General features: G+C 59.2%; 11 protein-coding genes. 9 read left to right on the top strand and 2 right to left on the bottom strand.

The features are described from left to right. Positions 1-222 precede the first annotated feature (222 nt). The 9 genes from DLM86_RS28830 (at position 223) to DLM86_RS28790 (ending at position 11,478) form a co-directional block, all read left to right on the top strand. Positions 223-1,032 (top strand): YwmB family TATA-box binding protein, encoded by an 810-nt coding sequence (locus DLM86_RS28830; protein ID WP_110843523.1) that lies wholly within the window; start codon positions 223-225, stop codon positions 1,030-1,032. A gap of 319 nt (positions 1,033-1,351) precedes the next feature. Then, positions 1,352-2,311 carry an ABC transporter permease gene (locus tag DLM86_RS28825; RefSeq protein ID WP_110843522.1) on the top strand — a complete coding sequence of 320 codons (960 nt, stop codon included), beginning with the start codon at positions 1,352-1,354 and terminating at the stop codon, positions 2,309-2,311. Positions 2,312-2,357: 46 nt separating this feature from the next. Further along, the gene (locus DLM86_RS28820) at positions 2,358-3,281 is read left to right on the top strand and encodes a carbohydrate ABC transporter permease (protein WP_110843521.1); all 924 of its coding nucleotides are present in this window, start codon (positions 2,358-2,360) and stop codon (positions 3,279-3,281) included. A 134-nt stretch (positions 3,282-3,415) separates the two neighbouring features. Beyond that, entirely contained in the window at positions 3,416-4,936 is a 1,521-nt protein-coding gene (locus DLM86_RS28815; protein ID WP_110843520.1) for an extracellular solute-binding protein, read from the top strand. 165 nt (positions 4,937-5,101) lie between these two features. After that, complete coding sequence (locus tag DLM86_RS28810; protein ID WP_110843519.1) at positions 5,102-5,257, top strand: DUF1540 domain-containing protein; 156 nt, start codon at positions 5,102-5,104, stop codon at positions 5,255-5,257. A gap of 202 nt (positions 5,258-5,459) precedes the next feature. Next, positions 5,460-7,787: a helix-turn-helix domain-containing protein gene (locus tag DLM86_RS28805; protein ID WP_158289709.1), complete on the top strand. Its 2,328-nt coding sequence runs from the start codon at positions 5,460-5,462 to the stop codon at positions 7,785-7,787. A gap of 165 nt (positions 7,788-7,952) precedes the next feature. Then, positions 7,953-9,587, top strand: a complete 1,635-nt coding sequence (locus DLM86_RS28800; RefSeq protein ID WP_110843517.1) for an extracellular solute-binding protein — start codon at positions 7,953-7,955, stop codon at positions 9,585-9,587. Between the two features lie 33 nt (positions 9,588-9,620). After that, positions 9,621-10,583, top strand: coding sequence for an ABC transporter permease (locus DLM86_RS28795; RefSeq protein ID WP_110843516.1), 963 nt, complete (start codon positions 9,621-9,623; stop codon positions 10,581-10,583). Positions 10,584-10,596: 13 nt separating this feature from the next. Further along, the gene (locus DLM86_RS28790; RefSeq protein ID WP_110843515.1) at positions 10,597-11,478 is read left to right on the top strand and encodes a carbohydrate ABC transporter permease; all 882 of its coding nucleotides are present in this window, start codon (positions 10,597-10,599) and stop codon (positions 11,476-11,478) included. 103 nt (positions 11,479-11,581) lie between these two features. On the opposite strand, the gene DLM86_RS28785 is transcribed toward DLM86_RS28790, so the two are convergent. Beyond that, positions 11,582-12,643, bottom strand: coding sequence for a Gfo/Idh/MocA family protein (locus tag DLM86_RS28785; protein ID WP_110843514.1), 1,062 nt, complete (start codon positions 12,641-12,643; stop codon positions 11,582-11,584). Positions 12,644-12,677: 34 nt separating this feature from the next. Beyond that, complete coding sequence (locus DLM86_RS28780; RefSeq protein WP_110843513.1) at positions 12,678-14,252, bottom strand: FAD-dependent oxidoreductase; 1,575 nt, start codon at positions 14,250-14,252, stop codon at positions 12,678-12,680. Between the last annotated feature and the right edge of the window lie 197 nt (positions 14,253-14,449).

Here is a 14,449-nt window from a genome sequence, read left to right as displayed (position 1 = left end):
GACGGGACAGGCCGCTCATTGGATTTCATCCAACGATATGGTCCCGGGAGGCACGTCGGGCTCGACCCTGCCACCGAACTGTTGGATCGTTTCCAGTGAAGCGCCCTATTGCCGTCCCGAAAAGCAATTGGGTTGGATAAAATCCAACGGAGCTCCCGAGTATAAAGCCCGCTAGATTCGGGCAGGCTTGTACTAGATTGATAGATTCGGGAGGAATGAACGATGAGCCGTCAAAGCCGGAGTCGGAGTCAAAGTCGGAGCCGGATGTGGGGAACGCTGCTGCTCGGGGCGCTGCTGCTCGGCGGCTGGGCCGCCAACTCGGGAGCGGCCGCCCAGCCGGGCAGCGTCGCCAACGCCGCCGCCGCGTCCGCGGCCGGAGATGCGGCGACGCTGCTACAGGCGGCCGAGCGGCTGTACCCGTCCGCCGCCTACGCGGTGACGCTGCAGCACGCCGGCGCCTATCGCCGGGCGAACGGCGACGCCGCCTTCGGCCGGCTCGGCGACGCCGTCGCGGCCGCGTTCGGCTTGCCGCTGGCGGAGCCGTCGCGCGACGCGAACGGCCACCGCGTCTACGTCGCCGCAGGCGAGACGGACGCCGCGGCGGGCGGCAAGCTCGAGGCGGCGCTCGTCGGCTGGGCGGACGGCGCGACGCATTTGACGGTGCGCTGGGACGCGCCCGCGGGAACGGACGCCGAGCGGGCCGGCGCTTGGACGCGCGAGGCGGAGGCGCGCTTGCGCAAGCTCGGCGTGGACGCCGCATGGACGGCGACGGTGCGGGGCAGCGTCGGGAAGCTGGAGCCCGACGTCGCCCGGGCGCTGCAAAGCTACGTCCGCGAGCGGTTCGAAGCCGAAGCCGTCGAGACGTATGCGGACGCGGGCAGCGAGATCGTCTCGTACGCCAGCCCGCTGCTGCGCGACGGCGTGCGCGTCGCCGACGGGCGGGTCAACCTGCAAGCCGCGCTGCACCGGGACTCCGTCGACGGCACGTACCGGCTGACGATGGCGACGCCGCTGATCGCGTCCGAGCCGTGAGCCGATCGCCGCATCGTCGAACCGACGTCCGGTTGTTTCGAACATCTATCCCTCCGCGGATAGATTTTTTATTTTTACCCTCGACAAAGTCCCGATTTTCCGCCCTTTTCCTTCTGTCCGATCGCGTCGAATCGCCCCGAATTCGCCCGAAACGGACAACGTTCCCCAAATGGTTATGAAAGTACCAAAACACGTAAAAGTAGTCCGGTACAAAAGGCCCCCCCGTTTGTTAAACTGACCATACCAATCAATTGCCGCAACGTATGGCGTTTTTCCGCAAACGCGTCGCGATCGAAACTCGAAGGGGGATTTACAGAGCATGGAGCCGGCAACGACCGCACGCACCGCAGCCGCACCGAAATCGAAATCGTATATGGGTCGCCTATGGAGCGACATTCGCAAAGACTGGGACTTGTATGTAGCGCTCATTCCCGGTATCGCCTTCTTGCTGTTGTTCAAGTACACGCCGATGTACGGCGTTTTGATCGCATTCAAAGATTTCAATATTTTCGAAGGGATGGCCGCCAGTCCTTGGGTCGGCTTCAAAAACTTCGAGCGGCTGTTCAACTCGCCCGCGTTCATGGACGTGTTCCAGAACACGCTTATCATTTCCTTGTACAAAATATTGTTCCTGTTTCCGCTTCCGATCATCGTCGCGATTTTGATGAACGAGCTGAAAAACATGATTTTCAAACGGACGGTCCAAACCGTCATCTACCTGCCGCACTTCCTGTCTTGGGTTATCGTCAGCGGCTTGTTCATCGACCTGCTCTCGACGAACGGCGGGCTCGTCAATAAACTCATCGTCGCGCTCGGCGGCCAACCGATCGCCTTCTTCCTCGACAACAGCGTGTTCCGTTCCTTGCTGGTGGCGACGGCAGGCTGGAAGGAAGTCGGCTGGAGCACGATCGTTTACTTGGCGGCATTGACGAGCATCGATCCGCAGCTGTACGAGGCGGCCAAAATCGACGGCGCCGGCAAATGGAAGCAGACGCTGTACATTACGCTTCCGGGCATGGTACCGGTCATTCTGCTCATGTTCATTCTCCGGCTCGGCTCCATCCTGGAAGCCGGTACGGAGCAAATTCTCGTCATGTACAACCCGAGCGTGTACAACGTCGCCGACGTCATCGGCACTTACGTGTACCGGATCGGCTTGGGCGAACAAGATTACAGCTTCTCTACGGCAGTCGGCTTGTTCGAATCGGTCATCGCCTTCTTCCTGATCGTCACCGGGAACGCCTTGAGCAGCAAATTTTTGAAGCGCGGAATTTGGTAAGCTTGGCGCTTTCGGCAACACAGAAATTCAATCGGGGGGAATCGCCATGAGTTCAACGGCTGCGCAATCGTCCGGCAAGCCGGCACGGCGCACGAATCATATTCACGTCTCGTTCGGGGAGCGGGCCTTTACCTTTTTCAACTATTTGTTCTTTACATGCTTGGGACTGACGACGCTGTTCCCGTTCTTGAACTTGATCGCGAAGTCGCTCAGCAGCGAGGAAGCGGTCGTCTCCGGCATGGTCAATATTATCCCGATCGATATCCAGTTCGGGACATACCGGTTCGTCATCGAGGACTCGATGTTCCTCAACTCGATGAAAATTTCGCTGATCGTCACGGTCGTCGGCTCGCTGCTCGCCCTGCTCATGACGACGCTGGCCGCTTACCCGCTGTCCAAATCGAGACTTCGGGGACGCAAGTTTTTCATCCTGATGTACATCTTCACGATGCTGTTCAGCGGGGGATTGATTCCGATCTACCTGCTTATGTCGAACCTGCATTTGCTGAACAAGCTGCCGGTGCTGTTCCTGCCGGCGATGATCAACGTCTACAACATGCTGATCATCAAAAACTTTTTCGAAGGGCTGCCCGACAGCTTGGAGGAGTCGGCGAAAATCGACGGCGCGAGCAACCTGCGCATCCTGTTCGGCATCACGATCCCGCTGTCGCTTCCCGTATTGGCTACCATTACGTTGTTTTACGCCGTTCAGTTCTGGAACGATTACTTCCACGCCTTGATCTATATCAACACGCCCGAGCTGAAGCCGATGCAGCTGTACTTGAAGGAGCTGTTCGTCACGTCGAGCGACGTGTTCCTGCGGGATAACATCGACGCGGCCATGAACGTATCGCCGCAATCGATCCAGGCGGCCTCGATCATGCTCGGCACGCTGCCCATCGTTATCGTGTACCCTTTCCTGCAAAAATATTTCGTGAAAGGCACGCTGACGGGCTCGGTCAAGGAGTGACGACCGGTCGCCCGCGGCGAAGCCCGAATTCTTTGAAGGTGGTGGTCGATGGGGGCTAGGGGGTTGTCGGAAATAGGGAATAGAGGAACACTTCAAGCATTCAAGCATCCAAGCATCCAAAGGGAGGTTCATCCATGTTCAAAAAGACATTGTCCGCCATGTCGATCGCGGTGTTGGCCGCATCGGTCGCCGCTTGCGGAGGCGGCGGAGATACGAAAACGTCGGGCAACACACCCGATACGAAAACGCCAGACAACAAGCAGGCGGAAGCGAACAAGCCGAAGCCGCAGCTGCGTATGTTGAACCAATATATCAAGGACGATCCGAATCAGGACCCGGTCGCGCAATACATGAAAGAGAAAACCGGCTACGACGTGAAGTACGACGTCCTGCCGGTCGAGAACGCCGACGAGAAGCTCAACCTGCTCATGAACGGCAAAGAGCCGTACGACATCATGAAGCTGAGCAAAAGCCAATTCGAGAAGCTGGCTGCCGCCGGCGCCCTCGAGCCGCTCGACGACCTGATCGCGAAATACGGTACGAACATGAAGCAAGTAATCAGCCAAAACTCGTGGAACGGCGTCAAGCTGAACGGCAAAACGTACGCCATTCCGGAAGCGGGATCGGGGATCGGCGTCAACTCGGCGTTCGTCGTCCGCCAAGACTGGCTCGACGAGCTTAACCTGAAAGCGCCTAACAACCTGGATGAGCTGTACACGTTGATGAAGACGTTGAAGGACAAGAAAAACGTCATTCCGTTGACCGGCGGCAAAGACCCGATCGTCCAAGAAATCGGCACCGTTTTCGGCATGAGAACGATTACGTCCCCGTGGAAAGAATCCGGCGGCAAGCTCGTTCACCTCGTCGAAGACCCTGCGACGAAAGAATATTTGACTTATATGAAGAAGCTGTACACGGAAGGCTTGATCGACTCCGAATGGGCGCTTAACCAATCGAACAAGCTGATCGAGAAGTTCACGAGCGGCAAAGCGGCCATGTTCAAAATGAACTGGGCCAACGCGCAAACCGTCGTGGAAGCGCTCGCGAAAACGTCGCCTAACGGCAAAATGGCCATTCTGCCGTTCCTGCAGGACAAGGAAGGCAAGCGCACGGCGATCGGCACCGGCGGTATCGGCTGGTACATCGCGGTTCCGAAATGGGCGCCGAACAAAGAAGAAGCCGTCAAATATATGGACCTGAAGCTGGACAAAGACATTTTCAAAGGCATCGCCATCGGACAAGAAGGCGTTCACCATACCGTCAAGGACGGCAAGTACTACCCGATCCTGCCGATCTTCAACGAAAAATGGAACAACGGCAGCTACTTCCTGACGGGTGTCGACGAGAAAAACTACCCGATCTACTGGCAAGCTCGCGTGCGCAAAAACGAGCACGTGCAAAAGTATTACGAGACGTACCAAGAAAACGCGAAAGAAAATCTCGTCTCCGACGCGCTCACGTTCGCGCCGCCACTCGACGCGATTTCGAAAAACGGGCAAAAGCTCAACAAGCTGACCGAAGACACGTTCATCAAGTTCATTACCGGCGGCGAGCCGCTCGAAAACTACGACAAGTTCCTGGCTCAATGGAAAGCGGACGGCGGTAACGACATGATCAAAGCGGCCAACGACTGGTACGCTTCGTCCAAGAAATAAGAAGAACGAACCGGATAGTAGAGAATCAGGAGAACCGAAAAGAACCGTCGTTCGCCCGCAGGCGAACGGCGGTTTTTCGGCTTTGGGCGGGCAAAATCGCCGCGAAGCGTATAAAAGGAAGGCCGGTACACCACCCTTAGGAGGAAGGGAGGTGAGAATCGCGCCATGGCCAAAGACGTATTGTGCGAAGTGAACTCGTGCAAATATTGGGCGAACGGCAACAAGTGCAGCGCCTCGTCGATTTATGTCGTCAGTCACCGCGGCAACCACGCCCGCAACTCCGAAGAAACCGACTGCAAGACGTTCGAACCGAAAATTTGACGCAAGGGCGAGAGGGGAGCGGCAACTTCCCTCTTTCTTTTTGCCCGTTGCCTACAGTGTTGCCAAGAATGATAATTATTATCAATCGCAAAACTCGTTTGGACAGACGGCCTTCGTACCCGCTACAATAAAAGCGGTAAACCTATGGGCGGAAGGGGGATTCGTTCTGCGATTCAAGATCGGAACAAACGGAAGCGTATGGGTGACCTGGCTGATTTCCTACGTGGTCGTCCTGCTCTTTCCCGTCTGCTTGAGCGGGCTCGTCTACATGCTGTCGAGCCGCATGCTGGAGCGCGAAACGCACCAGGCGAACGAGGCGCTGATGAACCAGTTTCGCGAGGCGATGGACAATCAATTCGAAACGATGAAACGGCTCAACTTCGAGCTGACCTGGAACGTCAAAGTGAGACAGCTGCTCTATTCCAACAAATATTTATACTACCCCAACGACTTCTACTACGACTTGCATCAAATCACCCAAGATTTGAACCTCTACAAAACGTCCTTTTCCCAGATCGACTTATTTTACATTCATTTGGCCGGCGACCGTCTCGTCATGCTCCCGAACGTCTATAGGAGCGACGCGTTCGGGTACGAGCTGCTTCATCGAAGTGAAGCGCTTTCTTTCGAACGATGGCAATCGCTGGTCGACGGCCGCCGGTCGCCCGGCTACATCCCGGCGATACGGGTTACCGAGGAGGGGACGATGAAGCCGACGGTAGCCTACATCTCCGCCTACTCGTCCGATAGCGGAGAGCCCGTCGGGGCCAACGTCGTCATGATCGATCAAAGCCGCATCCTCGGCGCCGTCCAGCAGCTGGAGCTGTACAGCAAAGGACATGTCGCCATCCTGAACGAACGCAACGAGGTGCTCGTCTCGAGCTCGGACGAGGCGTTACCGGCGGGCCTCGTCGACCGGCTGAACGGCCAAGAAGGTCCTTTCCTATGGAGCGACGGGGAGCGAGGCTACGAAATTTCATATGTGACCTCCGGCAGCTCGAAGCTCAAGTACGTCTCGATCGTGCCGAGCCGCATTTTTTGGGAAAAGGTCCGGCTCGTCCGCCGCGTAACCGACCTGAGCATCGCGATCAGCGTGCTCGGCGGGCTGGCGCTGACCGCGTTTTTTCTTCGCAAAAACTACAATCCCGTTCGCCGCCTCGTTCAGTCGCTCGGCGCCAAATCGTCGTCGCGGCGGCAAGGGACGTACAACGAGTTTCATGTCATCCAGGAAGCGATCGTCGGCGCTTACGAGGAGATGGACCGGCTGCGCAGCGGCATGAAGCAGCAGCGCGACATCGTCCGGTCGCACTTCATCGCGCGCCTGCTCAAGGGCAGGCTGGACGGCCGGACGCCCGTCGACGAATCGCTGGCCGCCTTCGGCATGCGGTTCGACTCCGACGAATTCGGCGTCATGGCGCTGTATATCGAGGACGTCGAGTCGCTGGCGGAGTGGATACCGGGAGACGACCGGAACGAGAAGCTCAAGCTGATCCACTTTATCGTGACGAACGTGACGGAGGAGGTCGCCGGCCGGCTTCATCGCGCCTATGTGACGGAGATCGACGAGACGCTCGTCTGCCTGATCTGTCTGCATCCGGAAGGAGGCGACCGCCGGAACGAGGAGCTGTACGCCATCGCGAACGATATTCGGCAGTTTCTATCGTCGCAATACCGGATACGGCTGTCCGTCTCGATCGGCGGCGTCCACCGAACCGTCGCGGGCATTCCGCAGGCCTATGCGGAGGCGCTCGACGCGATGGAATACAAGCTCGTCATGGGCCGGGACGAAATATTGTCGTACGGCGATTTGCGGGCCCGGATGACCGAGGGGCGGGAGAGCGGCTACGATTATCCGCTGGAGGTCGAGCGGCAGCTCATCAATTACGTAAGGACGGGCGACTTTCCGAAAGCGCGCCGGACGCTGGACGACATCATCGAGCGCAACTTCGCGTCTCCGGTCATGCCGCTGCCGCTCGCCCGCTGTCTTCTGTTCGACCTGGTCGGTACGCTCGTCAAGGCGGCGGGGGAGGCGGGCGCGCTGCCGGAGGAGGAGGCGCCGCACGATGCGAAGCGGATCGAGCGGCTGGCGTCGTGCGAGACGATTCCCGAGATGCGACGGCAGATGACCGAGCTGCTGCGTGCCTTTTGCGAAGCGGCGGGTGCGAAACGGAAGCGGAACATCGAGGAGTCGCGGCAGCGGGCGATCCGCGAGCTGGCGGAGCAGGTGTCCGTTTTTATCGACGAGCGGTTCGCCGATCCGGACTTGAACGTCTCGACGATCGGGGCTCACTTCGGACTGAAGCCGGCGTACGTCTCCAAGCTGTATAAGGATCAGACGGGGGAAGGGCTGCTCGAGCGAATCAACCGGGCTCGTCTGACCGAAGCGAAGCGGCTCATCCGCGAAGGAAGGAACAGCGTGTCCGACGTGGCGAGGCGCGTAGGCTTCCATGACGTGAACGCGTTCATCCGCGTCTTCAAGCGGTACGAGGGCGTCACGCCGGGGTTATACAAGGAAAGCTCGACAAATTGAAGATCGAATTGGCGATTTTCGAGATGGCTGGCGTACGTTTTCGCGATCCGATTCGAGGTATTGCCGATTTCCGTCATGTAAGCGGTGTCTTATGATGAAGGCGCGAGATTCGTCTCGAAATCGCTCCGGTCCGAGACCGGCAGAATGAGGAGGTCTTCCGAAGACATGAGAATCCGGACTAGCACACGGGCAGCCGCGCTGGTCGCAACCGGCCTGCTGGGCGTCACGATCGCCGCTTGCTCCGGCGGGACAAAGCCCGCGTCCGACGGGGCGGCCGCGCCAAGCGCCCCCCAAGGCGGAAGCGCGACCGTCTATCCGATCCAGACGGACAAGACGCTCACGTATTGGGCGGAGCTGCCGGGCAACTTAACCGGTGTCAAGGCGGCGCACGGCGAGGTGCCGTTTTTCCAGGAATGGCAGAAGCGTACCGGCGTTCCGCTCAAATTTACGACGGCTCCGACCAATCAGGCGAAGGAGGCGCTGAACGTCATGCTCGCCTCCGGCAATTTGCCCGACATGATCGAGTACAACTTCGTCGGCTTCCCGGGCGGGCCGGAGAAGGCGATCAAGGACGGCTACATCTTGAAGCTGAACGATTTGATCGACAAGCACGCGCCGAACTTGAAAAAGTATTTGAAGGAGCACCCCGATGTCGACAAGATGATCAAAACGGACAGCGGCAGCTACTACGTCTTTCCGTTCATACGCGGCGACGACGTGCTGATGGTGTACCAAGGGCCGATCGTCCGCAAAGATTGGCTCGACGAGCTCGGCCTGCCGGTGCCGACGACGATCGACGAATGGACGGCGATGCTGCGGGCGTTCAAGGAGAAGAAGGGGGCGGCCGCGCCGATATCCGTCACGAGCAAGCCGAGAATATTCAACGAATTCGGCTCGGGCGCGTTCGTAGGCGCCTTCGGCGTCACGCGCGGCTTTTATTTGGACGGGGGACAGATCAAGTTCGGTCCGGCGGAGAAAGGCTTCAAAGATTTCCTGGCGCTATTCCGAAGCTGGTACGCGGAGGGGCTGCTGGACAAAAACATCGCGACGGTCGATACGAAGGCGCTGGACGCGAACATCGCCTCCGGAGCGACGGGGGCGACCGTCGGCAACGCCGGCGGCGGCATCGGGAAGTGGCAGCCGCTCGTCACGGCGAAAGATCCGAAGGCGAAGCTCGTCGCCGCCCCGTACCCGGTCGTGAACAAGGGCGATACGCCGAAGTTCGGCCAGCGGGAGCAGCCGTTCTCGCAGCAAGGGCTTGTCGCGATAACGGCCACGAGCAAAAACGCCGAGCTTGCGGCCAAGATGCTGGATTACGGCTACGGCGAGGAAGGGCACCTCTTCTTCAACTTCGGCACGGAGGGCGTCAGCTACAAGATGGAGAACGGCTATCCGAAATATACCGACCTCATCATGAAAAATCCGGATAAGCTTGCGCCCGCCCAAGCGATGTCGATGTACTTCCGCAGCAATTACAACGGCCCGTTCGTGCAGGACAAACGGTACATCGAGCAATATTTGGCGCTGCCCGAGCAGCGCGAGGCGATTCAGGTGTGGCAGAAGACGGACATGGCCAAGCATCAGCTGCCTCCGATTACGCCGACGCCGGAGGAAAGCTCGGAATACGCCAAAATCATGACCGACATCGACACGCTCGTCGACGAGATGACGCTCAAAATCGTGCTCGGCACCGAGCCGCTCGACAGCTTCGAGAAGTACGTCGACAAGATGAAGTCGCTCAAGATCGACCGGGCGATCGACATCCAGAAGTCCGCGCTCGACCGGTACAATAAGCGGTAATGCGCCGCCGGACAAGGGAAAGGAGGGCGGCCGATGGCCACACGTGCGCCGGCCCGGCCCGCCGACGCGTCTCCGGCGGTCCGAACGGGCTTCAAGAAGCGGCTCGTCCGCGATTTTGCGCTCAATAAATATTTGTACGTCATGATGGTTCCGGTGCTCGTCTATTACGTCGTCTTCCACTACGCGCCGATGTACGGAGCGACGATCGCCTTCAAGGACTACAGCCCGATGAAAGGCATCCTCGGCAGCGAATGGGTCGGCTTCGCCCATTTTCGCGACTTTTTCGAAAGCTACTACTTTTGGCGCATTTTGAAAAACACGGTCGTCATCAGCCTGCTGACGCTGGCGTTCGAGTTTCCGGCGCCGATCGTGCTGGCGCTGCTCATCAACGAAGTTCGGCACCGGCTGTTCAAGCGGTTCATCCAGACCGTCACGTACATGCCGTATTTCATCTCGCTCGTCGTCATCTGCGGCATGATCAAGGAATTTACGAACAGCGGGGGCATCGTCAACGGGATGCTGACGTCGTTCGGCTACGACGGCCAAGCGATGCTGCAAAAGCCGGAATGGTTCCGCTTCATCTACGTGCTGTCGGAAATATGGCAGCGGGTCGGATGGGAGTCGATCATCTACATCGCGGCGCTCATGACGATCGACCAGGAGCAGTACGAGGCGGCCCGGATCGACGGGGCGAACCGGCTGCAGCAAATGTGGAGCATTACGATTCCCGGCATCATGCCGACCGTCATGATCATGTTCATCCTGCGGATGGGAAATTTGCTGAACGTCGGCTTCGAGAAAATCATTCTGCTGTACAATCCGGCCATTTACGATACGGCGGATGTCGTCTCGTCATTCGTGTACCGCAAGGGACTGCTCGAATTCGGCTGGAGCTACAGCGCGGCCGTCGGCCTGTTCAACTCGGTCATCAATCTGCTCCTGCTCGTATCGGCCAACTATATAAGCCGCAGAGTGAACGAACACAGCTTATGGTGAAAGGGGGAGCCCGATGAAGCTCAGGCAAACCGCATTCGATCGGCTGTTCGACGTCGCCGTCTACGCCGCGCTGCTCGCGCTCGCCGCGGTTACGCTGTATCCGCTGCTGTACGTTGCGTTCGCCTCGTTAAGCGACGCCGCCCGGCTCGTCGTCCATAAGGGGCTGCTCGTCCGGCCGCTCGGCTTCAGCCTGGAGGCGTACAAGAGCGTGTTCGCCAATCCGGGCATCTTGACCGGCTACCGCAATACGCTGTTCATTCTGATTGCGGGCGTCGCCGTCAACCTGTTCATGACCGCCTTGGCCGCGTACGTGCTGTCGCGCCGCAACGTGCTGTGGAACAAGCCGTTCCTGTTCGTCATCGTGCTGACGATGTTTTTCAACGGGGGCTTGATCCCGCTTTACTTGATCGTGAAAAACGTCGGACTCGTCGATTCGCTCTGGTCGACCGTCATCCCGTTCTCCGTCAATACGTTCAACCTGATCATCATGCGGACGGCGTTCATGGCGATTCCGGAAAGTTTGGAGGAGTCGGCGAAAATGGACGGGGCGCACCATTTCACGATATTGTTCCGCATCGTGCTGCCGCTGTCGATGCCGGTGCTGGCCGTCATGACGCTGTATTACGCGGTGGAGAAATGGAACGGCTGGTTTTACGCCTCCGTGTTCATCCAGAACCGGGACTTGTACCCGCTGCAGCTGACGCTGCGCGAAATATTGATCGCCAACTCGACCGACAGCATGGCGCAGGGCGCCGACGCCGCCGAGCGGTTCCAGGTCGGAGAGACGATCAAGTACGCGACGATCATGGTCGCGACGATCCCGATCCTGTGCGTCTACCCGTTCGTGCAAAAGTATTTCGTCAAAGGCGTGATGGTGGGGGCGTTGAAGGGGTAAACGAGAGGGGAAAGGAAATAAGAACGAAGAAGCTGCCCGGCGGACGGGCAGCTTTTTCGTTCGAACGGTCAAGCCATACGCCGATGCCTTCGGCAACGGCCTCTTAGAAGCGGACTTCGACGCCCTTCTCCGCGGATTCGTAAATGCCGCAAAGAATTTTCATCATTTCGACGCCGTCCTCGACCGGGCTGAGCGTCTCGCGCTCGCCGCGGCAGACGCCGATGAAATGATCGATCTCGTCCTGGAAGCCGCTTACGAAGTCGAACGACAAGTTGTTGACCTGCGGCGTGACGTTCAGAATCGTATCGTACTTCTCCGTCACGATCGCGAGCTCGGGCTCGACCTCGAAGCCGCCCTTTTCTCCGAACAGCTTGACGGAAATTTCGTCCTTCTTCGCATGCAGCGTGAAGCTGACGTCGACAAGCAGCGAAGCGCCGTTCTCGAAGCGGATGACCGCGTTCGCCAAATCTTCCACGTCGTTATGCTCCGCGTTGTAGTCGGCCGCTTTGTAATAGCTCAAGTTTTTCACGTTCGACCGGTTGCCGAGCTTGCGGTACGTATTGCCGCTGACGCTTTTCACCTTCGGACGGCCCATCAAGTACCAGCACAAGTCGATGACGTGAACGCCCAAGTCGATGAGCGGGCCGCCGCCCGAGCGCTCGATGTCGGAGAACCAGCCGCCCGGATTGCCGAGCCGGCGGATGCAGGTCGCCTTGGCGTAATAAAGCTCGCCGAAATCGCCGTTGTCGATATATTCCTTGACGATCCGCGTGTTCGACGCGTACCGGCGGACGAAGCCGACTTGGAGCGTTTTGCCGCTTCGGCGGACCGCCTCTTGGACGGCCAGCGCTTCCTCGACCGTCTTGCAAAGCGGCTTCTCGCACAGCACGTGCTTGCCGGCGTTCAAGGCGGCGATGCTGATCGGCGCGTGGCTGTTGTTCCACGTGCAGATGCTGATCGCTTCGATGGCCGGGTCTTTCAGCATTTCGTTATAGTCCGTGTAAACGTTCGGGATATTGTACTTCTCGGCTTTCGCGCGGGCGCGCTCCTCGTTCAAGTCGCAAATCGCGTACAGCTCCGCCTGCGGGTTGGAGGCGTACGATTTCAGATGGCTCTCGGAGATGGAGCCGGCGCCGACGACGGCGATTTTAGTCGTTTGGCTCATGATGGGATGCACCTCGTATTAGGATAATAAAAGATTAGACCGGACGCGTAACCGGCCACGACAGCTCGACGCCTTCGCGCGTCAGCAGCTGCTGGAATTGGCCGAGATCGGACTTGCCGTTCCGCACCGCGCGCGGCGAGATCCCGCGTTCCAAGCTGTATGCGGCCAAGTAGCCGGCGGCTTCGCCGATGTTCCACTCGACCGGATGGAGCCGGTAGCAGCCGTTCGTAATGTGTGTAACGCCCAAGTTTTTGCAGGCCGGCAGCAAGTTGTTCATCCGGACCGGGATGAGCGAGCCGAGCGGAATTTGGAACGGCAGCGACGAGATGTCGATATAGTGCCGGTTGCTCGTGCTCGGATGCAGGTCGATCCGGTAGCAGCCGATGCCGACCGAGTCCTCGAACGTCTCCGCTTTGCCGTCGGGACGGCAGGCGGTCGCGACGTGCTGCTCGAGCACGGTGAATTCGGCCTTGATGCGGCGCGATTCGCGAATGTACGGATACATGGCGAGGCCGTCCTCGGTGCCGACGACGTCGGGGCGCAGGCGCAGTCCCGGATAGCCCTGTTTGCCGTCCGGACGCGGCGCTTCGGTCTGCAGCCAGTACAAGAGCGACAGGCTGAGCTGCTTGGCGCCTTCGAGATGCTTCGCGCGCTCCTCCGCGCTTACTTCGAACACGGGGCCGAGCCAGTAGTCGTTTTGCGGCCAGTTGACGAGCGTCACGTTGCTCGCGAACGTGCCCGGCGCGAAGTGCGACTTGTCGACGATTTGCCGGTAATGGAACAGCGAGTAGCGGTCCGTGCCCGGGAACAGCTCGTACTGCACCGTCTCGAGCGTATGCGGGCGGACGCCCGTCCAGCTGAGCAGCTTGTCCGGCCAGAAGTCGGCTTTGTACTGGCGCCAGAAATCGTACTGTGCCGGACGGTCGATCGTATGGTCCTCGCCCTCGATGTAATCCATGGCGAAGCAGTGGGTGAAGCCTTGCATGTCGAGCGGATCGGCGTCGCCCTCGAGCGCATGCGGCTCGCCCGTCTGCGCCTGCGACTCGGCGCCGGTCACGTACTCGACGCCCGCGAGCGGCAGCACGTCGCCGCACTCGGTCGCGTCGATGAAGTACGGCGCGGTGAGCGTGACGAGCGTGCCGGTATCGCCGTTCTTGACGACGGCGGCGACGATGCGGTCGCCGTCCGTCTCCGCCGATACGATGGCGTGACGGGTCAGAATCGTCAGCAAGCCGCTGTGCACGTAAGGGGCGAGCATTTGGTTCAACACGGCGAGCGCCGCGCGCGGCTCGTGGCAAATCCGGCTGACGCCGCCGCCGCCGGGATTGAGGCGCTCGTTGGCGCGCGCTTGCGGCGTCATCGGGAAATGGTCTCGGTAATAAGCGCGAACGCCGTTGCGGAATTGCCGGTAGCTGCGGGTACAGCCGAATTGCTCGATCCACGGATGCTCGTCGGGCGGAACCGCCTGACTCGTGAGCTGTCCGCCGATCCAATCGGTCTCCTCGGTCATGATGACGGAGCGGCCCATCCGGGCGGCGGCCAGCGCTGCGGCGACGCCTCCGGTACCCCCTCCGATAATGACGATATCCGCATGCAGATGACGGTTCATCGGTTCGACTCCTTTGCCGGTTGGTCTACGTTTCCATTATATCGCTATGCGGTGGGCATAGATAGCTTCATTGTATAGAATCGGGCGGCGTTATCCTATGGAATGCGATGACCTTTTTTGGTACTTTGAACGTTTTTTCGCGGCGATTCCCTTCTTGTACGACGCGTCGGGGCGTATAATGAACGGAACGGATCGTT

This window comes from Paenibacillus flagellatus, assembly GCF_003217775.1.
GTDB classification, from domain to species: Bacteria; Bacillota; Bacilli; order Paenibacillales; family NBRC-103111; genus Paenibacillus_AB; species Paenibacillus_AB flagellatus.
This window is presented reverse-complemented; position numbering and strand designations above follow the sequence as displayed.

Coding starts and splice junctions, on each gene's coding strand:
- DLM86_RS28830 (WP_110843523.1), top strand. CDS start 223: ATGAGCCGTCAAAGCCGGAGTCGGAGTCAAAGTCGGAGCCGGATGTGG.
- DLM86_RS28825 (WP_110843522.1), top strand. CDS start 1,352: ATGGAGCCGGCAACGACCGCACGCACCGCAGCCGCACCGAAATCGAAA.
- DLM86_RS28820 (WP_110843521.1), top strand. CDS start 2,358: ATGAGTTCAACGGCTGCGCAATCGTCCGGCAAGCCGGCACGGCGCACG.
- DLM86_RS28815 (WP_110843520.1), top strand. CDS start 3,416: ATGTTCAAAAAGACATTGTCCGCCATGTCGATCGCGGTGTTGGCCGCA.
- DLM86_RS28810 (WP_110843519.1), top strand. CDS start 5,102: ATGGCCAAAGACGTATTGTGCGAAGTGAACTCGTGCAAATATTGGGCG.
- DLM86_RS28800 (WP_110843517.1), top strand. CDS start 7,953: ATGAGAATCCGGACTAGCACACGGGCAGCCGCGCTGGTCGCAACCGGC.
- DLM86_RS28795 (WP_110843516.1), top strand. CDS start 9,621: ATGGCCACACGTGCGCCGGCCCGGCCCGCCGACGCGTCTCCGGCGGTC.
- DLM86_RS28790 (WP_110843515.1), top strand. CDS start 10,597: ATGAAGCTCAGGCAAACCGCATTCGATCGGCTGTTCGACGTCGCCGTC.
- DLM86_RS28785 (WP_110843514.1), bottom strand. CDS start 12,643: ATGAGCCAAACGACTAAAATCGCCGTCGTCGGCGCCGGCTCCATCTCC.
- DLM86_RS28780 (WP_110843513.1), bottom strand. CDS start 14,252: ATGAACCGTCATCTGCATGCGGATATCGTCATTATCGGAGGGGGTACC.